General features: G+C 71.9%; 18 protein-coding genes and 1 pseudogene. 4 read left to right on the top strand and 15 right to left on the bottom strand.

Going from position 1 to position 24,290, the window contains the following annotated elements:
- Positions 1 to 53: 53 nt before the first annotated feature.
- From ACFT4A_RS37920 to ACFT4A_RS37885, 8 genes are all read right to left on the bottom strand, one after another.
- Positions 54 to 551: a hypothetical protein gene (locus ACFT4A_RS37920; RefSeq protein WP_003987988.1), complete on the bottom strand. Its 498-nt coding sequence runs from the start codon at positions 549 to 551 to the stop codon at positions 54 to 56.
- A gap of 59 nt (positions 552 to 610) precedes the next feature.
- A complete protein-coding gene (locus ACFT4A_RS37915) occupies positions 611 to 1,210 on the bottom strand; it encodes a CGNR zinc finger domain-containing protein (RefSeq protein WP_382839935.1) in 600 nt (199 codons plus the stop codon).
- A 40-nt stretch (positions 1,211 to 1,250) separates the two neighbouring features.
- A complete protein-coding gene (locus ACFT4A_RS37910) occupies positions 1,251 to 2,144 on the bottom strand; it encodes a universal stress protein (RefSeq protein WP_382839932.1) in 894 nt (297 codons plus the stop codon).
- Between the two features lie 162 nt (positions 2,145 to 2,306).
- Positions 2,307 to 2,549, bottom strand: coding sequence for a DUF397 domain-containing protein (locus ACFT4A_RS37905; RefSeq protein WP_215123856.1), 243 nt, complete (start codon positions 2,547 to 2,549; stop codon positions 2,307 to 2,309).
- Positions 2,550 to 2,655: 106 nt separating this feature from the next.
- Positions 2,656 to 3,822 (bottom strand): thiolase domain-containing protein, encoded by a 1,167-nt coding sequence (locus ACFT4A_RS37900; RefSeq protein WP_382839930.1) that lies wholly within the window; start codon positions 3,820 to 3,822, stop codon positions 2,656 to 2,658.
- Positions 3,819 to 4,883 (bottom strand): thiolase domain-containing protein, encoded by a 1,065-nt coding sequence (locus tag ACFT4A_RS37895; RefSeq protein WP_382839928.1) that lies wholly within the window; start codon positions 4,881 to 4,883, stop codon positions 3,819 to 3,821. Before ACFT4A_RS37895 ends, ACFT4A_RS37900 begins: the two co-directional genes overlap by 4 nt.
- A complete protein-coding gene (locus ACFT4A_RS37890; RefSeq protein WP_382839926.1) occupies positions 4,880 to 5,821 on the bottom strand; it encodes a Zn-ribbon domain-containing OB-fold protein in 942 nt (313 codons plus the stop codon). The genes ACFT4A_RS37895 and ACFT4A_RS37890 overlap by 4 nt, the downstream gene beginning before the upstream one ends.
- 43 nt (positions 5,822 to 5,864) lie before the next feature.
- A complete protein-coding gene (locus ACFT4A_RS37885) occupies positions 5,865 to 6,665 on the bottom strand; it encodes a crotonase/enoyl-CoA hydratase family protein (RefSeq protein WP_382839924.1) in 801 nt (266 codons plus the stop codon).
- Between the two features lie 175 nt (positions 6,666 to 6,840).
- Between ACFT4A_RS37885 and ACFT4A_RS37880 the strand changes: the two genes are divergently transcribed.
- Together ACFT4A_RS37880 and ACFT4A_RS37875 are read left to right on the top strand one after the other, a co-directional pair.
- Positions 6,841 to 8,460 (top strand): acyl-CoA synthetase, encoded by a 1,620-nt coding sequence (locus tag ACFT4A_RS37880; RefSeq protein ID WP_382839922.1) that lies wholly within the window; start codon positions 6,841 to 6,843, stop codon positions 8,458 to 8,460.
- A 115-nt stretch (positions 8,461 to 8,575) separates the two neighbouring features.
- Positions 8,576 to 10,558: a sulfatase gene (locus ACFT4A_RS37875; protein WP_382839920.1), complete on the top strand. Its 1,983-nt coding sequence runs from the start codon at positions 8,576 to 8,578 to the stop codon at positions 10,556 to 10,558.
- On the opposite strand, the pseudogene ACFT4A_RS37870 reads toward ACFT4A_RS37875, so the two are convergent.
- The 3 genes and pseudogenes from ACFT4A_RS37870 to ACFT4A_RS37860 form a co-directional block, all read right to left on the bottom strand.
- Positions 10,530 to 11,243 (bottom strand): annotated as a pseudogene (locus ACFT4A_RS37870) (alpha/beta fold hydrolase); the annotation flags it as partial. The gene ACFT4A_RS37875 and the pseudogene ACFT4A_RS37870 sit on opposite strands and share 29 nt — an antisense overlap.
- Positions 11,244 to 11,308: 65 nt before the next feature.
- Positions 11,309 to 12,151 (bottom strand): alpha/beta fold hydrolase, encoded by an 843-nt coding sequence (locus ACFT4A_RS37865; RefSeq protein WP_382839918.1) that lies wholly within the window; start codon positions 12,149 to 12,151, stop codon positions 11,309 to 11,311.
- Between the two features lie 61 nt (positions 12,152 to 12,212).
- On the bottom strand, positions 12,213 to 13,742 hold the full coding sequence (locus tag ACFT4A_RS37860; RefSeq protein ID WP_382839915.1) for an acyl-CoA synthetase: 1,530 nt from the start codon (positions 13,740 to 13,742) through the stop codon (positions 12,213 to 12,215).
- Between the two features lie 155 nt (positions 13,743 to 13,897).
- Between ACFT4A_RS37860 and ACFT4A_RS37855 the strand changes: the two genes are divergently transcribed.
- Positions 13,898 to 16,312 (top strand): acylase, encoded by a 2,415-nt coding sequence (locus ACFT4A_RS37855; RefSeq protein WP_382839913.1) that lies wholly within the window; start codon positions 13,898 to 13,900, stop codon positions 16,310 to 16,312.
- 38 nt (positions 16,313 to 16,350) lie between these two features.
- On the opposite strand, the gene ACFT4A_RS37850 is transcribed toward ACFT4A_RS37855, so the two are convergent.
- The 3 genes from ACFT4A_RS37850 to ACFT4A_RS37840 all read right to left on the bottom strand — a co-directional run bounded on the left by ACFT4A_RS37850 (position 16,351) and on the right by ACFT4A_RS37840 (position 20,372).
- Positions 16,351 to 17,610 (bottom strand): DUF418 domain-containing protein, encoded by a 1,260-nt coding sequence (locus ACFT4A_RS37850; protein WP_382839911.1) that lies wholly within the window; start codon positions 17,608 to 17,610, stop codon positions 16,351 to 16,353.
- Between the two features lie 102 nt (positions 17,611 to 17,712).
- Positions 17,713 to 19,263 carry an acyl-CoA synthetase gene (locus ACFT4A_RS37845; protein ID WP_382839909.1) on the bottom strand — a complete coding sequence of 517 codons (1,551 nt, stop codon included), beginning with the start codon at positions 19,261 to 19,263 and terminating at the stop codon, positions 17,713 to 17,715.
- The gene (locus tag ACFT4A_RS37840; protein ID WP_382839907.1) at positions 19,260 to 20,372 is read right to left on the bottom strand and encodes an NAD(P)H-dependent flavin oxidoreductase; all 1,113 of its coding nucleotides are present in this window, start codon (positions 20,370 to 20,372) and stop codon (positions 19,260 to 19,262) included. The genes ACFT4A_RS37845 and ACFT4A_RS37840 overlap by 4 nt, the downstream gene beginning before the upstream one ends.
- A 138-nt stretch (positions 20,373 to 20,510) precedes the next feature.
- On the opposite strand from ACFT4A_RS37840, the gene ACFT4A_RS37835 reads away from it, so the two are divergent.
- A complete protein-coding gene (locus ACFT4A_RS37835) occupies positions 20,511 to 22,301 on the top strand; it encodes a serine hydrolase (RefSeq protein ID WP_382839905.1) in 1,791 nt (596 codons plus the stop codon).
- Between the two features lie 4 nt (positions 22,302 to 22,305).
- Here the strand turns inward: ACFT4A_RS37835 and ACFT4A_RS37830 are convergent, their stop codons facing one another.
- The gene (locus ACFT4A_RS37830) at positions 22,306 to 23,883 is read right to left on the bottom strand and encodes a phytoene desaturase family protein (protein WP_382839903.1); all 1,578 of its coding nucleotides are present in this window, start codon (positions 23,881 to 23,883) and stop codon (positions 22,306 to 22,308) included.
- Positions 23,884 to 24,290: the final 407 nt, after the last annotated feature.

Here is a 24,290-nt window from a genome sequence, read left to right as displayed (position 1 = left end):
ACGCCTGTCCAGGCGTACAGCGGCCCTTTCGTGTGGGGCATACCACCGCCGGTTCAGCCCTGCTGGAACAGCTCCGCGGGCAGGGGTTTGAGGAGGGCGTACAGGTCGTCCGTGATGGGGCGGTCCCAGGCGGCGATGGTCACCAGGACGTTGTCGCTGCGGTCGAACTGCACGCAGGAGATCCGGCCCTCGGAGAGCTTGACGCGGCGCACGATCAGAAGGTTGTCGCCCTGCATCACCGGCACGTCCTCGGTGCTGACGACGGTGACCTCCTCGTCGTTCTCCAGCGCCAGCAGCAGCTGGGCCACCTCGAAGGGGACCTGCCCCTCGGGGACCTCGCGCGCCGGGGAGCCCTCGGGCAGGTTGCCGATGATCATCGCGGGGCCGCGGCCGCCGAACAGGTCGTAGCGCAGGAAGACGCCCTGGCAGGTGCCGTCGGGGGCGGGCAGCAGTCCCGCACCGAGGTTGCCGGGCCAGTCGCCCGGGTCCATGGCCAGTACGTCGAAGTCAGGCCCGGCGGGAGTGGCGCTGCGGCGGCGGAGGAACGACATGTCGCCAATGGTACGTGTCCCGGCCTGCGAAGTGTCGGGAGGGCGCCGTCCCGGTCGGCCTAGACCGACGCCCGGTGCCGCTGGTGGTGGCGGGCGACCCGGGCGCGGTTGCCGCAGGACGGTTTGCACCACTCCTGGCGTGGGTGCTCCTTGAGGAAGTACCGCACGCAGCGCGGTGCGTGGCAGGCTCGCAGCCGGTCGCGGTCGGGGCTCGCGAGGAACGCGATCACGGCGTGCGCGAGGGTTGCCGTCAGGTCGTCGGCGCCGTGTACCGGCCGCTGGTGGACGACGGGTCCGGACTCCCGGGGCCAGTGCAGGACCGGCACGGTGGGGGTGCGGGCGGCCGCCTCGTTGAGGCGCCGCACGGCCTCGGCCTCGGGCAGGAGGCGGGCCGCGTCCGCGGGGCTGGGCTCGCCGGGGCGCACGGCACGGGCGAAGAGCGCGCGGGCGGCGGCACGCAGCTCGCGGACGGCGGCGAGCCGCGCGGCGTCGACGGTGAACCCCTCGGCGTCCGGCAGGACCTCGGCGTGATCCCGGAGCCAGGCGGTCAGGCCCGCCGGGTCGGTCAGATCGTCGGCCACGCCGCCGTCGCCGTCGTGCCGGACGGTGAGGGCCAGGTCCAGGGCGAGCCGGGCGTCCCTGCTGATCGGTTCCCGCATGGGGCTAATGATAGGCCTGCCGGTATCCATTACAGCGAGGTCAGTCCTCGGGCGGTGCCGGCGGGACCACCGCGACGGGGCTAGCGGCGTGCAGCAGGACGGCGTGGGTGACCGAGCCCATCATGCGGGCGGGTGCCAGCAGGTGCCGTCGGTGCCGGCCCACCACGACGAGGTCGGCGTCCTGGGAGGCCGCCACGAGGTGTCCGGCCGCGTCGCCCGCCGCGGCGAGCGGCTCGGCCCGGACGTCGGGGTGCCGTTCGCGGTACGGGGCGAGGAAGCCCTCGGCGAGGACCCGGGCCTCGTCCTCGATGACGTCCTGGTCGACCACCGGCGGGGGCATCTCCCCGGGCATCATCCAGGGCTGCGCGGGCCACGGGTAGGCGGCGACCGCCTGGAGCCGCGCGCCGCGCCGGGCGGCCTCGGCGAAGGCGAACTCGAGCGTGGCCTCGTCGGGGCCGTCCACCTTGAGGCCGACGACGACCCGGCGGCCGGGGCCGTCGTCCCGCACATCGCCTCCGGTCCGGGGCACCACGACGACAGGGCACTCGGCGTCACGGGCGGCGGCCATGCCGTTGGAGCCGAGCATGAGGCCGGCGAACCCGCCACGGCCCCGGGAGCCCAGCACCAGCAGTTGGGCGGAGGCTCCCAGTTCAGGTAGGACGGCGCCGACCGCGCCCTCCAGTCCGACGTACTCCGTATCGGGCTGGTCGGAGCGTGCTTCCAGGCGGGTGCGGACCCGGTCGAGGACGGGGTCGTCCTGTGGGTCCGCCGGCCCGGCGTCGAGGACCTCGGGCTGTGCCCAGTGGGCGTACTGGCGTACATGGACCACGCGCAGGGGCGCCGAACGCCGACGGGCGGCGTCGAGGGCCCACTCCAGGGCGCGCAGGCTGTCGTCCGAACCGTCGACCGCCGCGATGACCGGCAGGGTGCTCATGGATACCTCACCTCCGGGATACGACCGTCCCTTCCGGGGGCCAGCCTGGCTCAGGGGCCGGCCCCGGGAGGATGTCTCAGGTCGCGTGTCCGGAAATGCGGGCGCAACACCCCCGGATCGGCCGTCGGATCACGGCCTCCGGGACGGCTCACCCGGCCCGCGTCACGTGAGGTCGAACTCCCCTTCCCGCGCTCCCGACACGAACGCGCCCCACTCGTCGGGCGTGAAGATCAGGGAAGGGCTTTCCGGGCGGCCACTGTTCCGCATGGCGATGAAGCCCTCCACGAAGGCGATCTGGACATCCCCCACGCCACGGCTGCTGGACTGCCAGTCGGCGTTGGTGAGGTCCAGCTCCGGCTTGTCCCAGCCCATGAGCGGGCGCTGCTGGGTGGTGGTCTCGGCCACGTCCGTGCTCCTCCCGGTTCGTCGTCCGCGGCCAGCCTAGCGATCGCTTCCCATGGCCAACAGGGCACGTGAGGGGGACCTTTAAGGAGTCGTATCGGGAGTCGTTTCAGGACTTGGGGGGCTGTGCCCCCACGAGCCACATCGAGAAGAACTGTGATCCCCCGCCGTAGGCGTGTCCGAGGACCCTGCGGGCGCCGTCCACCTGGTGCTCCCCGGCCTGGCCGCGCACCTGGAGCGCCGCCTCCGCGAAGCGGATCATGCCGGAGGCGCCGATGGGGTTGGTGGACAGGACGCCGCCCGACATGTTGACGGGCAGGTCCCCGTCCAGTTCGGTCACGCCCGCCTCGGTGAGCTTCCAGCCCTCGCCCTCGTCGGCGAAGCCGAGGTTCTCCAGCCACATCGGCTCGTACCAGGAGAAGGGCACGTAGATCTCGGCGCCGTCGATCTCCCGGCGGGGGTCGGTGATCCCGGCCTGCCGGTAGACGTCGGCCGCGCAGTCCTGTCCGGCCTGCGGGGAGACGAAGTCCTTGCCGGCGAAGAGGGTGGGTTCGCTGCGCATCGCGCCGCCGAGCATCCAGGCGGGTGGCCGTGGCGCCCGGGCGGCTCCGGCGCGGTCGGTGAGGATCATGGCGCAGGCGCCGTCGGAGGAGGGGCAGGTCTCCGAGTAGCGGATCGGGTCCCACAGCATGGGCGAGGCCGTCACCTTCTCCAGGGTGATGTCGTGTTCGTGCAGGTGGGCGTAGGGGTTCTTGAGCGCGTTGCGCCGGTCCTTGTAGGCGACCAGGGCGCCGATCGACTCGGGTGCGCCGCTGCGCCGCATGTAGGCGCGGATGTGCGGGGCGAAGAAACCGCCGGCCCCGGCCAGCAGGGGCTGCTGGAAGGGGATCGGCAGGGACAGGCCCCACATGGCGTTCGACTCGGACTGTTTTTCGAAGGCGAGGGTGAGGACGGTGCCGTGGACGCGGGCCGCGACGAGGTTGGCGGCGACGAGCGCGGTGGAGCCGCCGACCGACCCGGCGGTGTGCACACGGAGCATCGGCTTTCCCACGGCTCCGAGCGCGTCTGCGAGGTAGAGCTCCGGCATCATGACGCCCTCGAAGAAGTCGGGCGCCTTGCCGATCACGACGGCATCGATGTCGGCCCAGGTCAGCTCGGCGTCGTCGAGCGCGCGTCGTGCCGCCTCCCGGACCAGTCCGGCGATCGACAGGTCCCGGCGTGCCGCGACGTGCTTGGTCTGGCCGATGCCGACGACGGCCACGGGCTCCCTGCTCATCGGGGATCCCCTTCGAGTACGGCGACCAGGTTCTGCTGCAGGCAGGGGCCGGACGTGGCGTGGGCGAGGGCGCGGTCGGACTCGCCGCGGTGGATGCGGGCGGCGGCCTCTCCGAGGCGGATGAGTCCGGCGGCCATGATCGGGTGGGCGGCGAGCGCGCCGCCGGACGGATTGACGTGGACGCCGTCGCCGAGCCGGAGGGCCTTGCGCAGGACGATCTCCTGCGAGGTGAAGGGCGCGTACAGCTCGGCGGTGTCGACGGGCCGTTCGAAGGCGCCGGCCCGCTCGGCGGCCAGGCGGGTGGAGGGCGAGTCGGTCAGGTCGCGCACGCCGAGGCCGTGGGCCTCGATGCGGTGGTCGATGCCTCGGATCCAGGCGGGGCGTGCGCACAGTTCACGGGCCCGGTCTCCGGCCGCGAGGATCACGGCGGCGGCGCCGTCGCCGATGGGCGGGCAGTCGCCGGTGCGCAGGGGTCGTACGAGGTAGTCGCCCTGCGGCACGGGGCCCTTGAGCTGCGCGTGCGGGTTGGCGGAGGCCGCCTCCCGGTTGCGGGCGGCGACGGCCGCGAGGGCGGGCTCGTCGGTGTCGCCGGCGTCGATGAGGGCCTGTGCCTGGAGGGCGGCGAGCGCCACGGAGTCGGGCCACAGGGGTGCCAGGTAGTACGGGTCGAGCTGGCGGGTCAGGACGTCGCGGACCGGGCCGGGCGAGGACTTGCCGTACGAGTAGACCAGGGCGGTGTCGGCGTCGCCGGTGAGGAGTTTGGTCCAGGCCTCGTACAGGGCCCAGGCGCCGTCCATCTCGACATGGGACTCGGAGATCGGCGGCCAGGCGCCGACGCCGTCGAGGGCGAGGGTGAAGGAGAAGGCGCGGCCGGCGAGGTAGTCGCTGGAGCCGGAGCAGGTGAAGTCGATGTCGGCGGTCTTCAGGCCGGTCCGGTCGAGGACCTCGTGCAGCACCGGCATCAGCATCTCCACCTCGGAGTGCTCCTCGCTGGTGCGCCGGTGGGCGGTCTGGGCGAAGGCGACGACGGCGATCTCGCGGTCCCGCGGTGCGCTCGTCACAGCAGCTCCTTGTAGGTGTCGTAGTCCGCGTCGGGCTCACCCGTAGGCCGGTAGTGGTCGGGGTAGCGGGCGCCCTCCGTCCACACCGGTTCGACCCGCAGCCCCATGCGGACCTCGTCGTAGGGGATGCCGCCGATGCGACCGTGCAGGGCGAGGCCGGCGCCGTCGAGGGCGATGTGGGCGTAGACGTACGGCACCTCGATGTCCAGGTTCTTCGCCTTGATGTTGACGATGCAGAACGTGGTCACCGTGCCGCGCGGCCCCACCTCGACCTGTTCGGCTGTGGCCACCCCACATGTGGGGCACGCGCCCCTCGGCGGGACGTAGACCTTCCGGCAGGACGGGCAGCGCTCGCCGACGGTGCGTCGGCCGCCGAGGGCGTCGATGTAGGCGGTCTGGGCGCGGCCGGGCGAGTAGGTGTAGTCGAGGCGGGCGGCGGCGACGATGCCGGTGACGGGGTTCTCGAACTCGCCCGCGTGGACGGTGACGGTGGAGACCTCGCCGTCGTACGGCTCGAAGCAGGCGATGTCCGTGATGGCACCGGTGCGTTGCCCGGCCCAGCGGACACGGACGCGCATGCCGGTGTGGACGACGTCGGGGCCGGGGGCGTCGAGGGCGTGCAGGAGCGCTGTGTCGGCGCCGTCGAGTCGCACCAGGACCCAGGCGAAGGGCGTGGCCAGCGGTTGGCCCCGACGGGGTTCGTGGTTCCAGGCCCAGGTGGTGACGGTACCCGTGAGACCGACGGGGACGAGGTCGCGGATCTCCTCGGCCGTGACGGGGTCGTACTCGACGGGCGGGACGAGGACGCGGCCGTCGCTCGCCCGTACCCCCAGGACGACGCGTTCGCGCAGGCCGGTCAGGAAGGCGCTCTGGACGGGGCCGAGGGAGCGGGTGAAGGGGAACTCGACGACGAGGGGGGCTTTGAGGACTTCGGGCATGCCACAGGGCTCCTTCGGTCGGGCGCGCGGACGGGAGGGGCGGTCAGGCGCGCTTGTAGACGGGCGGTCGTTTCTCCGCGAAGGCGCGGGCGCCCTCCTTGGCGTCGGCGGTGTCGAACACCGGCCAGCCCCGGGTGAGTTCGGCCGCGAGGCCGTCGGACTCGGTCATCTCCGCGGTCTCGTAGACGGAGGCCTTGACGGCTTCGACGGCCAGCGGGCCGCAGGAGTTGATCTGTTCGGCGATCTCCAGTGCCTTGGCGAGTGCGGTGCCGTCGGGGACGACGTGGCCGACCAGGCCTGTGGCGGCGGCTTCGCGGGCGCTGTAGGGGCGGCCGGTCAGGAGCATCTCCAGGGCGTGGGTGCGCGGGATCTGGCGTTGCAGCCGGACCGTGGAGCCGCCGATGGGGAACAGGCCCCGCTTGACCTCGAACAGGCCGAAGGTCGCCGATTCGCCGGCGACGCGGATGTCGGTGCCCTGGAGCATCTCGGTGCCGCCCGCGACGCAGTACCCCTCGACGGCTGCGATCACCGGTTTTCGGGGGCGGTGATGGCGCAGCATCGCCTTCCAGTGCAGGTCCGGGTCGGCCTTGAGCCGGTCGCGGTACTCCTCGCCGGCCATGCCGTTCCCGGCGAGGGCCTTGAGATCCATGCCGGAGCAGAACGAGCCGCCCGCGCCGGTGAACACGACCGAGCGGACCGAGTCGTCCGCGTCGGCCTCGAGCCAGCCGTCGTAGAGGCCGACGAGCATCGGCAGCGAGAGCGCGTTCCTGGCCTCCGGCCTGTTGAGCGTGAGCACCAGTGTGGCGCCTTCGCGCCGCACGGTGAGGTGTTCCGTCCCACCCATGGCCAACTCCCCTCTCGAAGAACGAGAACAGGTTGCAGTAGGGCGTGAGGCACTTCAAGGGTTTTCTGACAGGTAGTCAGTTTTCTTCGCGCGGACCCTTCACAGTTGGACCGCCCTTTGCTCTGATGACCGGCGAACCGTCCGATGCCAGGCACGTCCCGGGTCAGGAGGAGCGGTGGAGTACAACCTTGCCGACCTGTTCGAGTCGGTCGTCGACGTCGTCCCCGGCCGTGAGGCGCTGGTGTACGCCGACCATCCCGGTACGGGCGCGGAGCGCCGTCTGACGTACGCGGAGCTGGACGCGGCGGCCAACCGCGTCGGTCACCACCTGCTCGACAGCGGGATACGGCCCGGTGAGCACCTGGGCCTCCACCTCTACAACGGGGTGGAGTATCTGCAGACGGTGCTGGGCTGCCTGAAGGCTCGGATCGTCCCCGTCAATGTCAACTATCGCTATGTGGAAGAGGAGTTGGTGTACCTCTACCGGGACGCGGATCTGGTGGCGTTGGTCTTCGACGCCGAGTTCACGGACCGGGTGGCGGCGGCGCGGCCGCGGGCGGCGAAGCTGCGGCATCTGGTCCGGGTGGGGGCGCCGGCGCCGGGGGCCGCCTCGGTGCCGTGTACGGAGTTCGCGGATGCCGAGGCAGGGGGATCGCCTGAGCGCGAGTTCGCGCCGCGGTCTGCCGACGATCAGTTCATCATCTACACCGGCGGTACGACCGGGATGCCCAAGGGAGTGATGTGGCGGCAGGAGGATCTGTTCTTCGCGGGTCTCGGCGGGGGTGCCCCGACCGGTGAGCCGGTGAAGAAGCCGGAGGAGCTGGCCGAGCGTGTCGCGGCAGGCGGGGCCGGGATCACCTTCTTCCCGACGGCTCCGCTGATGCACGGCACCTCCACCCTCACGGCGTTCATCGGGTTCAACTTCGGGCAGCGGGTCGTGATCCACCGCAAGTTCGTGCCCGAGGAGGTGCTGCGGGCCGTGGAGAAGGAGAGGGTCAGCAGCATCTCGCTGGTGGGCGACGCGATGCTGCGGCCGCTGATCGACGCGCTGGGCGGTCCCCTGCGGCACATCGACCGCTCCTCGCTGTTCAGCGTGTCGTCCTCCGGCGCGATCATGTCGGACACGGTGCGCCGGCAGTTCCAGGAACTGGTGCCGAACGCCATGCTGCTGAACAACTTCGGCTCGTCGGAGTCCGGTTTCAACGGCACGGCGACCGAGGACTCGGGCCCCGAGCGGGGCTTCCGGATCCGGGTCCACTCCCGTACGCAGGTCGTGGACCCGGCCACGTACGAGCCCGTGGCGGCCGGTGAGGTGGGGCGGATCGCCCAGTGCGGACATGTGCCGCTCGGCTACTACAACGACCCCGCCAAGACCGCCGGGACCTTCTTCGAGAGGGGCGGCGAGCGGTGGGTGCTGCTCGGCGACATGGCCACGGTCGACGAGGAGGGCGTGGTCACCGTCCTGGGGCGCGGCTCGCAGTGCATCAACACCGGCGGCGAGAAGGTGTACCCGGAGGAGGTCGAGCAGGCCCTCAAGTCCCACCCGGACGTCTACGACGCGCTGGTGGCCGGGGTGCCGGACCCCCAGTGGGGCCACCATGTGGCGGCCGTGGTGCAGCTGCGTGACGGGGCGGCGCGGCCGTCGCTGGAGGACATCCGGGCGCATTGCCGTGACCGGCTCGCCGGCTACAAGATCCCGCGCCAGCTGGTGATCACGGAGTCGGTCCAGCGGTCGCCGAGCGGCAAGGCGGACTACCGGTGGGCGCGAGACGTGGCGGTGGCGGCGGACGAGTGATTCTCCGGCCTGTCGATTGAACCTAAGGTGACCTGCGGACGTACTGGTGGTGGCAGGCTCGGTTCACCGGGCTCTGTTTGCCATGCCTAGCAAGACCGCACGGAAGGACCCCCGGGTGTCGCTCTTCACTCGCTCCCGTCAGCAGTCGGACTCGAACGGGGACGGGGCGGAACCGGATGACGATGCCGGTGGGAAGGGGTCGGGGGCGGACGGAGTCGGAGCCGCGGCGGATCCGGACAAGGACACCGGGGCGACGGCCCCCGAGCCCGACAGCGACACGGGCACCGGCACCGGCACCGGCACGGCCGATATCGACGGCGATACCGACAGGACGGAGTCCGATGCCGGTGCGGTCGAGGTGGAAGCGGGCGGTGGGGCCGATGGCACAGCCCCCGCGCGGAAAGTAGACACCGACGCTGTTCCTGATGAGGCGCCTGGCGCGGCAAAGGCCGGCTGGTTCGGATGGCGGCGGCGCTACCCCCGCACCGCACGCGGCGTCAGCGTCGGGACGACCGTCCTGGCCGGTGCGCTCGTGTTCTTCGCGCTCCTCGTGCCCAACCAGACGGAGAAGGTCGAGTTCGCCTCGTTCGTCCGCATTCCCGCTGAGGGCGTGCTGCTCGCGGGCCTGCTGCTCGCGCTGCCGTCGCGGGCCCGGCGGTTCGCGGCGATCGTCTCGGGTGCGTTCCTCGGGCTGGTCACCATCCTGAAGTTCGTCGACATGGGCTTCTACCAGGTGCTGGCCCGGCCCTTCGATCTGGTCCTGGACTGGATACTGATCGAGAACGCGACGGACTTCCTGAGGGAGACGTTCGGCCGTACCGGCCAGGTACTGGCCGTGGTCGGTGTGATCGTCCTGTTCATCGCGGTGCTGGTCCTCACGACGCTGGCCATGGTGCGGCTGACGAACCTGATGGTGAGCCACCGTCCCGTCGCCGCCCGTACGACACTGATCCTCGGCACGGCGTGGATCACCGCCATGACGCTGGGCGTGCAGATCGGCAGCGTGCCGTTCGCCACCAAGGGCAACGCCGAGTTCATCGGCAACCGGGTGGAGCAGGTGCAAGCGGGCCTGGCGGACGCGCGGGTGTTCCGGAAGCAGGCCGCCGTGGACGCCTTCGCGAAGACGCCGCCCGACCAGTTGCTCACGGGGCTGCGGGGCAAGGACGTGCTGTTCACGTTCATCGAGAGCTACGGCCGGGTCGCGATCGACGACCCGGCGATGGCGCCCCGGATCGACTCGGTGCTCAAGGAGGGCACCGGCTCGCTGAAGGCGGCCGGGTTCGAGTCGCGCAGCGGCTGGCTGCAGTCGCCGGTGACGGGCGCGGGCAGCTGGCTCGCCCACTCGACGTTCCTGTCCGGGCTGTGGATCAAGAACCAGCAGCGGTACCGCAGCCTGACCACCAGTGACCGTATGACGCTGACCAACTACTTCGGCAAGACGAAGGCCTGGCGGACCGTCGGCGTGGTGCCCGGGGTGCGCCGGGCCTGGCCGGAGGGGAAGTACTTCGGCCTGAACCACATCTACGACTCCGAGCACCTCGGCTATCACGGCCCGTACTTCAGCTGGACGCCCGTGCCCGACCAGTTCAGCATGGAGGCCTTCCAGCGCCTGGAGCACGGCAAGAAGGACCGTGAGCCGATCATGGCGGAGATCATCCTCGCCTCCAGCCACAACCCGTGGTCGCCCATCGCGCGGATGATCGACTGGGAGGACCTCGGCGACGGCTCGGTGTTCCACCAGATCAAGAAGGAGGGCACCAACCCGACGGAGGTCTGGAAGGACCCGGAGAAGGTGCGCACCGAGTACCGGAAGGCCATCGAGTACTCGATCCGGAGCATCACCGAGTGGCTCGAGCGCTACGGCGACGAGAACACGGTCCTCGTCTTCCTGGGCGACCACCAGCCGGTGCCGACCGTCACCGCCGGGGACACCGGCAAGGACGTGCCGATCACCATCGTCGCCAAGGACAAGAAGGTCCTGGACCGGGTCGCCGACTGGGGCTGGACCGACGGCCTCAAGCCCGCGGAGAACGCGCCCCGGTGGGGCATGGACAAGTTCCGCGACCGCTTCATGACGGCGTACGGTCCGCAGGGCTGAGGAACTCCTCGACGGCCGCGAGGAACTCCCCGGGCCGAACCTCGTGCACGAGATGCCCGGCGTCGATGGTGACGCGCCGGGCATCGGGAAGCAGATCGGCCAGGGCGGCGATCTGCTCCTGAGGGATGGGACTGGTGGGCCCGCCACCGATCAACAGCGTGGGCATGGTGATCCGCCCCATGTGGTCCCACCACACAGGATCCGGGGCGTTGCGCTGCCGGTCGGTGGCGAGAATCATCGCCCAGTCGTACGGCAGGTCCCCGCCGGGACGTTCGGCGAGCGGTCGCGGCGGGTCCAGGGGAAACGGCGCGGGTACGTCCTCCAGCACAAGGCGCCGCACGAGGTGCGGGCTGTGCTGGGCGAGCAGGCAGGCGACGGCGCCGCCGAGCGAGTGGCCCACGAGATCGGCGCGGGCGATGCCGAGGGCGGTGAGGAAGGCGTGTACGTCGTCGCGCATGGTCTCGTAGGCGTAGTCGCCGGGCCAGTCGCTGCGGCCGTGCCCGCGAAGGTCCGGGGCGTAGACCCGGCGGGGCCCGGCGGCCAGTGCGGGGGCGGTCTCGGACCAGTCGGCACCGTCGGCCCCGCGGGCATGGAGGAGCAGGACGGGCGGCGCGTCCTGCGGTCCCCAGGCTCGGTACGCCAGGGTGATGCCGTTCGCCCGTACGGTACGCCGCTCTGTGTCCATGCCGGGAACGGTAGCCACGGGTGGTCGGAAGGCAGGGCCCCCTCTGCCGACAGCAGAAGGAGGCCTCACTCCCCTCCGGCGAAGAAGGCGGCCACGCGGCGCACGAACCATTCCGGGTCGTCCAGCCACGGGTAGTGCCCCGCCCCCGGCTGCACCGCGAACTCGGCGGCCGGGAAGACCTCGGCGGCGCGCCGGGCGAGGCCGGGACGCGGGCCGCCGTCGACTTCTCCGGCCAGGACGAGCACCGGGGCGGTGACGCGGGCGAGCGCGGTCCGGGTCGCGTCCGGGTCATAGGCGCCGTCCGCACCATAGAGCTCCCCCGCGTCGTCGTTGGTCTCGTCCTCCTCCCGGCCGGCGTGGGCCCGGGCGGCGTAGTCCCAGCGTCCGTAGAAGAACGGGAGGAACACGGGGTCGAAGTCCGCGGTGCCGGTCAGCCAGGCCTCGAACGCCGGGAAGGCGTCGGTGAACCAGGGCTCCGGCTCGCGCAGCCGGGCCGCCGCCAGCCGGTCCTCGGCCGTGGCCGGCAGGCCCAGCGCCCAAGGAGTGGCGGTGACCAGGGCCAGCCGTCCCAAGCGCTCCGGACAGCGCGCCGCGTAGAGCATGGCGAGACTCCCGCCCGCCGAGTGCGCCAGCACGTCCATCCGCTCCAGGCCCAGGTGGCGCCGCAACGCCTCGACGTCGTCCACGAGCCGGTCGCAGCGGTACGTCGCGGGATCCGCCGGGATCTCGGACCGGCCCGTGCCGCGCAGGTCGAGCAGGACCAACTGCCGGTGGGCGTCGAGGCCGCCCAGGTTCCCGAGGTACGCGGAGGCCCGCATGGGGCCGCCGGGCAACACGACGAGCGGCTCGCCCTCGCCACGGATGTGGCAGGCGAGTCGGGTCCCGTCCGGGGCGCTGAAGATCGGCATGCGGTCGATCCTCAGGCTCGACGCCACTGGGGCGCAACCGGGTTCTGCCGGGGGTACGACGTCACCCTTCTGACGCCGCCGACCCCGGCCCGCCGCCTCCGAGGTCCTTCCTGAGCTCCCGCTTGAGGATCTTCCCGCTGGCGTTGCGCGGGAGTCCGTCCACGAAGACCACGCGCTTCGGGGCCTTGAAGGGGGTGAGCTTCTCGCGGACGTGGGCGATCAGTTCCGCCTCCGTGACCTCGCCGCGCGGGACGACGACGGCAGTGACGGCCTCGATCCAGCGTTCGTCGGGGAGGCCGACGACCGCGGCCTCGGCGACCTGGGCGTGGGTGTACAGGGCGTCCTCGACCTGGCGTGAAGCGACCAGGACACCCCCGGAGTTGATGACGTCCTTCACCCGGTCGACGATCGTGAAGTAGCCGTGCGCGTCACGGACCGCGAGGTCGCCGGAGCGGAACCAGCCGTCGCGGAAGGCCTCGGCGGTCTCCTCGGGCTTGTCCCAATAGCCCTCGCACAGTTGCGGGGAGCGGTAGACGATCTCGCCGGGGGTGCCGTCGGGTACGGCCTCGCCGTCCTCGTCCACCACGCGGGCGTCGACGAACAGCACGGGACGGCCGCAGGAGTCCATGCGGCCCTTGTGCTCCTCGGGGGCGAGGACCGTTGCGAGGGGGCCGATCTCGCTCTGGCCGAAGCAGTTGTAGAAGGCGAGCTTGGGGAGGCGTTCCTTCAGCCGTTCCAGTACGGGGACCGGCATGATCGACGCCCCGTAGTAGGCCTTGCGCAGGCCGCTCAGGTCGCGGGTGGCGAAGTCGGGGCGGTTGGACAGGGCGATCCAGACGGTGGGCGGGGCGAACAGGCTGTCCACGCGGCCCGCTTCGACCAGGTCGAGGATCCGGTCGCCGTCGGGCGCGTCGAGGACGAGGTTCGTCGCGCCGACCGCGAGGTACGGCAGCAGGAAGACGTGCATCTGCGCCGAGTGGTACAGGGGCAGCGAGTGCGCGGGGCGGTCCCCCGCGCTGAGGTCGAGGGCCGAGATGGCGCTCAGGTACTCGTGCACCAGAGCCCGGTGCGTCATCATCGCGCCCTTGGGCAGCGCGGTCGTCCCGGAGGTGTACAGCAGTTGCACGAGGTCCTCGGGGCGCGGCTCGGGGCCGTCGTACACGGGCGCCTCGGCCAGCCGCGCGAGCAGCGAGTCGTCGGCGTCGCGCAGGGGCGCTGTGCGTACGCCGTCGGGGAGCCGGCCGGCGAGGACCGGGTCGGCGAGGACCAGGGAGCTGCCGGACTGGCCGACGATGTAGGCGAGGTCGTCGCCGGTGAGGTTCTGGTTGACGGGTACGTGCACCAGGCCCGCTCGGGCGCAGGCCAGGAAGGCGATCAGGTAGGCGTCGGAGTTGTGGCCGTAGGCGCCGACCCGGTCCCCGGGGGACAGGCCCTGGTCGAGGAGGACGCTCGCCGCGCGGGAGACGGCGGTGTCGAGTTCGTCGTAGGTCCAGGTGCGCTCGCCGTACTCCACCGCGACGCGCGCCGGTGTGCGCCGGGCGCTACGTCGTAGGACTCCGTCGACCGTGCTGCCGTGTCCGGGCGTTGTCATGACAAGTGATCCTCGGTCGGCCGCCCGGGGAGGTCAAGGACCGACCGGATCAACCCTGCCGTCGCCAGCGGCGTCCGCTGTGATGGTACTGACATGTGAACCAACAACATTTGTACGCTCAAGTCTCCTTTCCCTCAACGATGTTGGAGGGCACCATGCGCAACCGCCTGAGACGCCTCGTTCTCGGGGCCACGGCGCTGTTCACGGCCGCGTCCGCGTTACCCGCGGCCGCCGCCCCGGGCCAGGGGCGAGCGGAGCAGCACCCTTCGCGTGACGGCCTGTCCGCCGTCATCCGCTACACCGAGTACGGCATCCCGCACATCCTCGCGAAGAACTACGCCGACCTGGGCTTCGGCACGGGCTGGGCGCAGGCCGCCGACGAGGTCTGCACGCTCGCCGACGGGTTCGTGACCCTGCGGGGCGAGCGCTCCCGGCACTTCGGCGCCGACACGGCCGCCGACGGCGCTCTCTCCGGGGCCAGGACGAACCTCGCCAGTGATCTGTACTTCCGCGGGGTCCGGGAGAGGCGCAGCGTGGAGAAGGTGCTCGCCGAGCCCGCTCCCATGGGCCCCAGCCGCGACGCCCGGGGCATGATGCGGGGCTGGGCGGCCGGGTACAACGCCTGGCTGAAGAAGAACAAGATCACGGATCCCGCCTGTGCGGGCGCCTCCTGGATCCGGCCGGTCACCGAGCTCGACGTGGCCGCCCGCTCGCTCGCCATCGCCTCGATCTCCGGCGAGGGGCGCTTCGTGGACACGATCACGACCGCTAAGCCCCCGACCGCCGGGAGCGGCTCCTCTCCCCGCAAGCCGGACGCCAAGGCCGTGGCGAAGGCGGCGGACGAGCTGTGGGGCGACCCCGGCATGGGCTCCAACGCGGTCGCGTTCCGCGGCGACACGACGGCGAACGGCAGCGGTCTGCTGCTGGGCAACCCGCACTACCCCTGGGAGGGCGGGCGCCGGTTCTGGCAGTCGCAGCAGACGATCCCCGGCGAGCTGAACGTCTCCGGCGGCTCCCTGCTCGGCACCCCGGCGATCTCCATCGGGTTCAACGCCAATGTGGCGTGGAGTCACACCGTCTCGACCGGCGTCCCGGCCAACCTCCACCGGCTGACGCTGGATCCGGCCGATCCCACGACCTACCTCGTGGACGGCAAGCCGGAGCGGATGAGGAAGCGGACCGTGACGGTCGCGGTGAAGGACGGCGCGCCGGTGACCCGCACCCAGTGGTGGACCCGCTACGGCCCCGTCGTCACCTCGCTGAGCTCTCAGGTCCCGCTGCCGTGGACCAGCACGACGGCGTACGCCCTGTACGACCCGAACGCCGCGAACCTCCGTTTCGCCGACACCTCGCTCGGCTTCAGCAAGGCGAAGAGCACCGACGACGTCCTCGCGTCGCTCGCGCGGCACCAGGGCATCCCGTGGGTGAACACGATCGCCGCCGACCGGGCGGGACACTCCCTCTACACCCAGTCCCAGGTACTCCCCCGCATCACCGACGGGCTGGCCGAGCGCTGCTCGACGGAGCTCGGCAGGACCACGTATCCGGCGTCCGGTATCGCGATCCTCGACGGCTCGCGCGGCGACTGTGCCCTCGGCAGCGACCCCGACGCCGTGGGGCCGGGCATCTTCGGCCCGGCGAGGATGCCGACGCTCAAGGACGCGCCGTACGTGGAGAACTCGAACGGCACCGCGTGGATGACCAACGCCGACCGGCCGATCACCGGGTACGAGCGGGTCTTCGGCACGGTGGGCACGCAGCTCGGCCTGCGCACGCGCGGCGGGATCGAGGACGTGGCGGCGATGGCGGACAAGGGCCGTCTGACCGTACGCGACCTGCAGCGGCAGCAGTTCGCCAACCGGGTGCCGGCGGGTGATCTCGCCGCCGGGGACGTGGCACGGGCGTGCGCCGCACTGCCCGGCGGTACGGCGACCGGCAGTGACGGCAAGCCCGTCGACGTGTCGGAGGCCTGCGGGGTGCTGAAGGCGTGGGACCGCACCATGGACACCGGGAGCCGGGGCGCGCTGCTCTTCGACCGGTTCTGGCGGAGGCTGGAACAGGCGGTGCCGCCGGGCCAGTTGTGGAAGGTGCCCTTCTCGGCTGCCGACCCGGTACGTACCCCGAACACGCTGAACACGGACGCTCCCGGCCTCGCCACCGCGCTCGCCGACACGGTGACGGAACTGCGGGCCGCGGGCATCGCGCCCGACGCGCCGCTCGGCGCACACCAGTTCGTCGTCCGTGACGGCGAGCGCCTTCCGGTGCCGGGCGGCGCGGGGCAGCTCGGCGTGTGGAACGTGATCCAGCCGACGTGGGACGCGGCCGGCGGTGGCTACACGGAGGTGCCGTTCGGCTCCAGCCACCTCCAGGCGGTGGGCTGGGACGGCGGTCGCTGTCCGGTGGCCCGCACCCTCCTGACCTACTCCCAGTCGTCGAACCCCGAGTCGCCGCACTTCGCCGATCAGACGCGGCTGTTCTCCGGTGAGAAGTGGGTGACGTCGCGCTTCTGCGAGAAGGACATCCTGTCCTCGCCGAAGCTGAAGGTCGTCCGGGTGCACGAGCGGCGCTGACCGTGCCGGTGGGGTGCCGCTCCAGGGCGGCACCCCGTTCATCCCGCCCGGCGGCCGTACATCATCCGGCGCAGCACCGTTTCGGCGGGGCCCCGGCGGCCGGCGCGTTCCAGGGCGTACGCTCCGGCCACCGTGACCAGCCAGACGGCGAACGCGAAGAGCGCCATGGTGGCACTGCCCAGATGCTCGCCGAGGCCGAGTCCCCAGGCGGCCAGCACCGGGGCGAAGAGCAGCGAGTGGGCGAGGTAGCAGGACAGGGACCGCTTCCCGACGGAGGTCACCGCGGCCACCGCCGTCGCTCCGCGCCGGGGCCCGCGGGTGGTCCACCAGTGTGCGAAGAGGGCGACGGCCGCGACATAGCCGAGGCCCGCGGCGTTGCCGGTGATGTCGCGGAGCACCGTGAGCGCTCCGGACTCGCTCTGCATGTCGTCCGGCACGTGCAGGACGCCGATGTGGGCGAGTGCGGCGGGGAGCGCTCCGAGCCAGCCGACCGCGATGCCGAGCACCGCCGTCAGGCGCAGCGGCGTGCGGTGGCGGCCCGGTTCCTCCAGGATGCGGCGGCGCGCGGTCCAGAAGCCGAGCAGGAAGAGGATGTATCCGCCGCCGACGAGGGTCAGCGGGGCGGCGACGAAAGTGACGAACAGGCCGGTCTGGAGTCGGGTGCCCGCCGCGGTGAGCCAGTTCTCCTCCTGCGATGCGTACGCCTTGAAGCCCGGGTCGGCCCCGGCATCGCCGAACGTGCCCAGCTCGCCCCGGAGCAGGGCCGAGAGGACGGGCCCGGCCGAGACGAGCAGGATCAGGGCGACCCCGATCCGGATCCACCACTTCAGGGCCCGTTCGCCGCGCCGCAGGAAGGCCAGGCCGAGGACGAGGCTCAGGACTCCGTAGAAGCCGACGATGTCCCCCGCCATCAGCAGGGTTGCGTGCGTCAGGCCGATGACGATCAGCCAGAGGCTGCGCCTGCGCAGGATTCTCGCGGCGTCGCGCGGGTCGGTGCCGGCGGCGGTCTGACGGAGGTAGAGCTGCGTCATGCCGTAGCCGAAGAGGAACGCGAAGAGCGGATAGACCCGCAGGTCGAGCACGATGATCATCGTGAACTGCACGGCGTGGTCCAGCCACGAGCCGTCCGCGGGCTGCCATCCGGAGGGCCCGCGCCGGGCCGCCCAGAGGTGGAAGGCGGTGTTGGACAGCACGATGCCCAGCAGCATGATCCCGCGGGCGAGATCGGGGGCGAGGGCCCGCTCGCCGGGCCGTACGGCGCCCCGCCTCAGCGGTTCCTCTTCGGTCGCGATCGTCATGTCGTCAAGCTAGGGAAGCGGGGCCCGGCGGGACATCGGCCGGAGGGCGAGCGCCCTCCGACCAAAGGATGACGTCTGTGCGACCAAAGCCGCTGCGTCACCTCACACCGGTCGGTTCCGGCCCTCCCAGTACGGCTCCCGCAGCCGCCGCTTGTACAGCTTGCCGTTGGGATCGCGGGGCATCTCGGTGATGAAGTCGACGCTCCTGGGCCGCTTGTATCCGGCGAGCCGGTGGGTGCAGTGGTCGAGGAGGTCGGCCGCGAGGGCGGGTCCGGGCCGGTGTCCGGGGGCCGGTTCGACGACGGCCTTGACCTCCTCGCCCCAGTCGTCGTGCGGGATGCCGAAGACGGCGGCGTCCGCGACGGCGGGGTGGGCGAGCAGGGCCGACTCGATCTCGGCCGGGTAGATGTTGACGCCGCCGGAGATGATCAGGTCGATCTTGCGGTCGCGCAGGAAGAGATAGCCGTCCTCGTCGAGGTGGCCGAGGTCGCCGACGGTGAAGAAGTCGCCGATGCGGTTCTTGCGGGTCTTGGCCTCGTCCTTGTGGTACGAGAAGCCGCCGGTGTTCATCTTCATGTAGACGGTGCCGAGTTCGCCGGGCGGCAGCGGGTTGCCGTCGTCGTCGAAGATCGCGAGTTCGCTGATGGGCCAGGCCTTGCCGACGGTGCCGGGCTTCTTCAGCCAGTCCTCGGCGGTGGCGAAGGCGCCGCCGCCCTCGCTGGCCGCGTAGTACTCCTCCACACAGGGGCCCCACCAGTCGAGCATGGCCCGTTTCACGTGGTCGGGGCAGGGCGCGGCGCCGTGGATGGCGTGCCGCATGGCGGAGACGTCGTAGCGGTCCTTCTCCTCGTCGGGGAGGGCCAGCAGGCGGTGGAACTGGGTGGGGACCATATGGGTGTGGGTGCAGCGGTGGCCGTCGATGAGGCGGAGCATCTCCCGGGGCGTCCACTTGTCCATCAGGACCAGCCGGTGGCCGATGTGCAGGGACGCTCCGGCGAACTGCAGGACGGCAGTGTGGTAGAGCGGCGAGCACACCAGGTGCACGTTGTCGTCGAACGGCCGGATGCCGAAGATGCCGAGGAAACCGCCGAGGTAGGCCTCCTCGGGCGGCTTGCCCGGCAGGGGGCGGCGGATGCCGCGGGGGCGGCCGGTGGTGCCCGAGGTGTAGTTCATGACCCAGCCGAGGGTGCGGTCGGCGGGCGCCGACTCGGGCTGTCCGTCGAGGAGTTCGGCGTACGGCCGGAAGCCCTCGACCGTGCCGACGGCGTACCGGTGAGTGGCCGGGAGGCCGGCCTCGTCGGCGGCGTCGCGTGCCGCGTCGGCGAAGCGCTCGTGGGCGAGGAGGACCCGGGCTCCGGAGTCGGAGACGATCCACGCGATCTCCGGTCCGACCAGGTGGTGGTTGACCGGGACGAGGTAGAACCCGGCCTGGCTGGCGGCCAGATAGGCGGTCAGGAACTCGACGCCGTTGGGCAGGACCACGGCGAAGGTGTCGCCGCGTTCGAGTCCGGCGGCACGCAGGCCGTGCACGAGCCGGTTGGCGGCGGCGTGCAGGCGTCCGGCGGTCCACTCCTCGCCGTCGGGCGCGACGAGCACCGGGCGGTCGGGGTCCTGTGTGGCCTGGGCCCAGAAGCCCACTGCGGGTGTGCTCACGACTGGCCGCTCCTTCCGGCGATGCGGTTGACGCGGTCCACGGCCTGTTCGAAGCCGCGGGTGAGGTCGTCGAAGACGGCCTGGACGCTGCGTTCGCTGTTCATCCGGCCGACGATCTGCCCGACCGGGGTGCCCAGCAGAGGTTCGACCTCGTGCTTCTGGATGCGCGAGACGGCCTCGGCGACGAGCAGGCCCTGCAGCGGCATGGGCAGGGTGCCGGGCCCGGCCGGGTCGTCCCAGGCGTCGGTCCACTCGGTGCGCAGCTGGCGTGCGGGCTTGCCGGTCAGGGCGCGGGAGCGGACGGTGTCGCCGGAGCCGGCCGCGAGCAGTTTGCGGGTCAGGGCGGGCGAGTGGAGGTCCGCTTCCGTGGTGGTCAGCCATAGGGAGCCCAGCCACACACCCTGAGCCCCGAGGCTGAGTGCCGCGGCCACTTGTTGTCCGCTGCCGATGCCGCCGGCGGCCAGCACGGGCAGCGGGGCGACCGCGTCGACGACCTCGGGCGTGAGCACCATGGAGGCGATCTCACCGGTGTGGCCGCCGGCCTCGTAGCCCTGCGCCACGACGATGTCGATCCCGGCGTCCTGGTGCTTGCGGGCGTGCCGGGCACTGCCCGCGAGCGCGGCGACGAGCACGTCCTGGTCGTGGGCGCGGGCGATGACGTCGGCGGGCGGGGAGCCGAGGGCGTTGGCGAGGAGCCTGATCGGGTAGTCGAAGGCGACGTCGAGCTGGCTGCGGGCGACCTGCTCCATCCAGCCGGTGATGCGCCATCCGGACACCTCGCCCTCGGCGAGTTCGGGCACGCCGTGCTTGGCGAGGGTGTCCAGGACGAACTGCCGGTGCCCCTCGGGGATCATCGCCTCGACCTCGGCTTCGGTCACACCCTCGACCTTCTTCGCCGGCATCACGACGTCCAGGCCGTACGGGCGGCCGTCCACGTGCGCCTCGATCCAGTCCAGGTCGCGTTTGAGCTCGTCGGGGGCGGTGTAGCGGACCGCGCCGAGCACGCCGAAGCCGCCGGCCCGGCTGATGGCCGCGGCGACGGCGGGGAACGGCGTGAAGCCGAAGACGGCGTGCTCGACTCCCAGTTTCTGGCTCAGCTCCGTCTGCATGGGCGCAGGATGCCGGAGTCCTCCGGAGGACGGAAGGGGTTTTCTGATACACCGTCAGATTCTCGGTCAGATTCATGAGGGCGTGCGGCGGACATACTTTCGGGGACATGCGAGACGGTTGAGGCGAAGGGGTGTGCGGTGACCGAGGGAGCGGCAGACAGAGCGGCGACCGCTGAACCGACCCGGCGGCAACTGGGCGGACGGGCCCTGGCCTTGGGCGGTGCGCTCGCCCTCGCCTCCTTGCCCGCGGGGCCCGCCGCGGCCGCCCCGGAGACACGTCACCACCCCACCCTGCGGCACGGCTCGGCCGCACGCGCCGGACTGCTCTCCTCCCACCTTCGCCGGCTCGTCACCGACGCCGAGGCGTTCCTCGGCCCCTCCCCCGCGCACCCCTGGTACGCGGGCGCCGTCCTGCTCGCCGGACGGGGCGGCACCGTCGCCCTGCACCGCCCCATCGGCATGGCGGTGCGCTACGAGGCCTACGACGAGAAGAACGACACCGGTGTGGAGTTCCCGCGGGACCAGCAGATCCCCATGGCCGAGGACACCGTCTTCGACCTGGCGTCGGTGTCGAAGCTGTTCACCTCGATCCTCGCCGTGCAGCAGATCGAGCGGGGCAGGCTGGAGCTGGAGGGCAAGGTCGCCTCGTACCTGCCGGACTTCGGACGCGCGGGCAAACAGGACATCACGATCCGTCAGCTCCTCACGCACACCTCCGGTTTCCGCGCCTGGATCCCGCTGTACAAGGCGCCGACCTACGAGGAGAAACTCCAGCTCATCTGGAACGAGAAACCGGTGAGCGCGCCGGGCACGGCGTATCTGTACTCGGACCTGAACCTCGTCTCGCTCCAACTCGTGCTGGAAGGGATCACGGGCCGCCCCCTGGACACCCTCCTGCGGGACGAGATCACCGCGCCGCTCGGCATGCGCCGCACCCGCTACAACCCGCCCGCCTCCTGGCGGCCGAGGATCGCCGCCACGGAGGACGCACGCCCTCCGTGGTCCGGCCTCGACCGGGGCCTGGTGTGGGGCGAGGTGCACGACGAGAACGCCTTCAGCCTGGGCGGGGTCGCGGGCCACGCGGGTGTGTTCTCCGACGCGTGGGATCTCGCGGTCCTCGGCCGTACGCTGCTCAACGGCGGTGTCTACGGGCGGGCGCGGATCCTGACGCCGGAGTCGGTGGAGCTGATGTTCACGGACTTCAACACCGCCTTCCCCGGCGACGAACACGGCCTCGGCTTCGAGCTCTACCAGCACTGGTACATGGGCGCGATGGCCACGCCGCGCACCGCCGGGCACACCGGCTTCACGGGCACCTCGCTGGTGCTCGACCCGACGACCGACTCCTTCCTCGTCGTGCTCGGCAACTCCGTGCATCCGGTACGGAGTTGGCGTTCCGGGTCCGCCCCTCGGGTCGCCGCCGCGAACAACCTGGCACGGGCCGTGCCGGTCCGGCCGGTGCGAGGACGCGGCGCCTGGTTCTCCGGGATGGCGGTCTCCTCGACGGCGACGCTCGCTCTCCCCGCGCTCGACACGTCCGCCGGCGGGGCGCGGCTGCGCTGCGCGCTGTGGTGGGACACCGAGCCGAAGGCCGACGCCCTGGTCCTGGAGGCCACGACCGACGGTGGCACGACCTGGCAGGCGGTGCCCTTCACGACGTCCCGCCGGGGCGAGGATCCCCGGCAGCATCCGTCGGGCTCGGTCACCGGCTGGTCCGGCCGCGTCTGGCACCGGCTCACCGCGGATGTCCCCGCCGCGCGGGGACTCGCCCTGCGCTGGCGGTACGCGACGGACCGCCTGTACGTCGGGCGTGGTTGCTACGTGGACGGACTCCGGGTCGAGACGGCGGGCGGCGTCCTGTTCGACGAGACCCGCCCGGCGGACGCGTCGCGCCTTCAGGCGGTCGGGTGGACGCAGTCGGCGGACTGAGGGGTCACCGGGGGTCGTCCTCCAGTACCGCCATCGCCGCGTTGTGCCCGGGCACCCCGCTCACTCCGCCGCCGCGCACCGCTCCGGCACCGCACAGCAGCACATTGGCGTGGCCGGTCTCCACGCCCCAGCGGCCGGTGCCGTCCTGGGCCCAGGGCCAGCTCAGCTCGCGGTGGAAGATGTTGCCGCCGGGCAGGCCGAGGTCCCGCTCCAGGTCGAGCGGGGTCCTGGCCTCGATGCAGGGCCGTCCGTCCGCGTCGGTGGCCAGACAGTCGGCGAGCGGTTCGGCCAGGTGTGCGTCGAGCTGGGCGAGGGTCGACTTCAGCAGCTCTTCGCGTACGGCGTCGTTGTCCCGTTCGAACAGACGGGCCGGGGTGTGCAGACCGAAGAGGGTGAGCGTCTGGTAGCCCTGCTCGGCCAGGTCGGGCCCGAGGATGGTCGGGTCGGTGAGCGAGTGGCAGTAGATCTCGGAGGGCGGCGCGGCGGGCAGGTCACCGGCGGCGGCCTGGGCGTGGGCGGTGGCCAGTTGGCCGTAGCCCTCGGCGATGTGGAAGGTGCCGGCGAACGCCTCGCGCGGGTCGACGGCGCTGTCCCGCAGCAGCGGCAGCCGCTTGAGCAGCATGTTCACCTTCAGCTGGGCGCCCTCGGCGGGAACCGGGGGTGTGTCGCCGGTCAGTTCCGCCAGGGCCTGCGGGGAGGCGTTCACCAGGACGTGCCGGGCGGCGACGGTGCCCTCGGTCTCGGACGTCCGGTAGGTGACCTCGGCGGTTCGGCCGTCCGTGGCGATGTGCAGCGCCTCGTGGCCGGTGGCGATGACTGCGCCGGCGGCGCGTGCCGCATCGGCGAGTGCGTCGGTGAGGGCGCCCATGCCGCCGACCGGGACGTCCCAGTCGCCGGTGCCGCCACCGATCACGTGGTAGAGGAAGCAACGGTTCTGCTTGAGCGAGGGGTCGTGGGCGTCGGAGAACGTGCCGATGAGCGCGTCGGTGAGGACCACGCCGCGCACCAGGTCGTCCGCGAAGCGCTCCTCGACGGCGACACCGATCGGCTCCTCGAACAGCGTCCGCCAGGCCTGCTCGTCGTCTAGCCGGTCGCGGAGTTCCGCCCGTGTGGGCAGCGGCTCGGTGAGGGTCGGGAAGACCCGCTGGGCGACGCGGCCGGTCATGCCGTAGAACTCCTGCCAGGCCTCGTACTCGCGGTCCGAGCCCGTGAGGCGGGCGAAGGCCTCCTTGGTCCGACGTTCGCCACCGCCGACGAGCAGCCCGGTGGGCCGGCCGTCACGCTCGGCGGGCGTGTAGGACGAGACGGTGCGGGTGCGGACGCGGAAGTCGAGGCCCAGGTCCCGGACGATCTTCTTCGGCAGCAGGCTGACCAGATACGAGTAGCGCGACAGCCGGGCGTCGACCCCGGCGAACGGCCGGGTGGACACCGCCGCGCCCCCGGTGTGGTCCAACTGCTCCAGAACCAGCACGGAGCGGCCGGCCCGGGCCAGATAGGCGGCGGCGACCAGGCCATTGTGGCCACCGCCGACGATAACGGCGTCGTACGTCCGGTGTGCGCGGGGTCCCTCGGGTGCGGTCATGGTTCTTCGTAACACGGGGTGATCCGGCTCGGCCAGACGACGACGGCCGAGCCTCCAGGTGGAGGTGTCGAGGTGGGCGGCGGGTTCTTTGCTCGTCGGCGTCGGGTCGGGCGACGGGCTCCTCCATCGTCGGCACCAGTCCGGGGCGGCGCGCTCATCGGCCATCGGCGCGATCCGCGCGGCGGGCCCTGCGGTCGTGGCGTCGGTCCGGCGAACAGACCCTCCGCTCGTCGACATCGGGCCGGGCGACGCGATCTCGGGTGCAGGTGTCTAGGCATGCGGTCGGCCCGGCCCGCAGCAGTCGGTGTTCAGGCGTCGGCTCCGGTCGTGTGCGGTCGCCGCGCACGGGCCGGTTCCCGGGCGTCGGCCGACCGGCTTTCCGGGCTGCCCGACCCGGTTGCGCCGTG

Origin of the sequence: Streptomyces sp. NPDC057099, from assembly GCF_042671245.1 — a bacterium.
In the GTDB taxonomy this organism is placed as follows: domain Bacteria; phylum Actinomycetota; class Actinomycetes; order Streptomycetales; family Streptomycetaceae; genus Streptomyces; species Streptomyces purpurascens.
The sequence above is the reverse complement of the archived record's forward strand: the minus strand, read 5'-3'. Positions and strand labels throughout refer to the sequence as shown.

What these genes read in the sequence shown, in the direction of transcription:
- ACFT4A_RS37910 (WP_382839932.1), bottom strand. Translation starts at nt 2,144, where the DNA reads ATGAGCACCCTGCCGGTCATCGCGGCGGTCGACGGTTCGGACGACAGC.
- ACFT4A_RS37890 (WP_382839926.1), bottom strand. Translation starts at nt 5,821, where the DNA reads ATGCCCGAAGTCCTCAAAGCCCCCCTCGTCGTCGAGTTCCCCTTCACC.
- ACFT4A_RS37900 (WP_382839930.1), bottom strand. Translation starts at nt 3,822, where the DNA reads ATGAGCAGGGAGCCCGTGGCCGTCGTCGGCATCGGCCAGACCAAGCAC.
- ACFT4A_RS37840 (WP_382839907.1), bottom strand. Translation starts at nt 20,372, where the DNA reads ATGCAGACGGAGCTGAGCCAGAAACTGGGAGTCGAGCACGCCGTCTTC.
- ACFT4A_RS37885 (WP_382839924.1), bottom strand. Translation starts at nt 6,665, where the DNA reads ATGGGTGGGACGGAACACCTCACCGTGCGGCGCGAAGGCGCCACACTG.
- ACFT4A_RS37915 (WP_382839935.1), bottom strand. Translation starts at nt 1,210, where the DNA reads ATGCGGGAACCGATCAGCAGGGACGCCCGGCTCGCCCTGGACCTGGCC.
- ACFT4A_RS37855 (WP_382839913.1), top strand. Translation starts at nt 13,898, where the DNA reads ATGCGCAACCGCCTGAGACGCCTCGTTCTCGGGGCCACGGCGCTGTTC.
- ACFT4A_RS37865 (WP_382839918.1), bottom strand. Translation starts at nt 12,151, where the DNA reads ATGCCGATCTTCAGCGCCCCGGACGGGACCCGACTCGCCTGCCACATC.
- ACFT4A_RS37850 (WP_382839911.1), bottom strand. Translation starts at nt 17,610, where the DNA reads ATGACGATCGCGACCGAAGAGGAACCGCTGAGGCGGGGCGCCGTACGG.
- ACFT4A_RS37860 (WP_382839915.1), bottom strand. Translation starts at nt 13,742, where the DNA reads ATGACAACGCCCGGACACGGCAGCACGGTCGACGGAGTCCTACGACGT.
- ACFT4A_RS37920 (WP_003987988.1), bottom strand. Translation starts at nt 551, where the DNA reads ATGTCGTTCCTCCGCCGCCGCAGCGCCACTCCCGCCGGGCCTGACTTC.
- ACFT4A_RS37830 (WP_382839903.1), bottom strand. Translation starts at nt 23,883, where the DNA reads ATGACCGCACCCGAGGGACCCCGCGCACACCGGACGTACGACGCCGTT.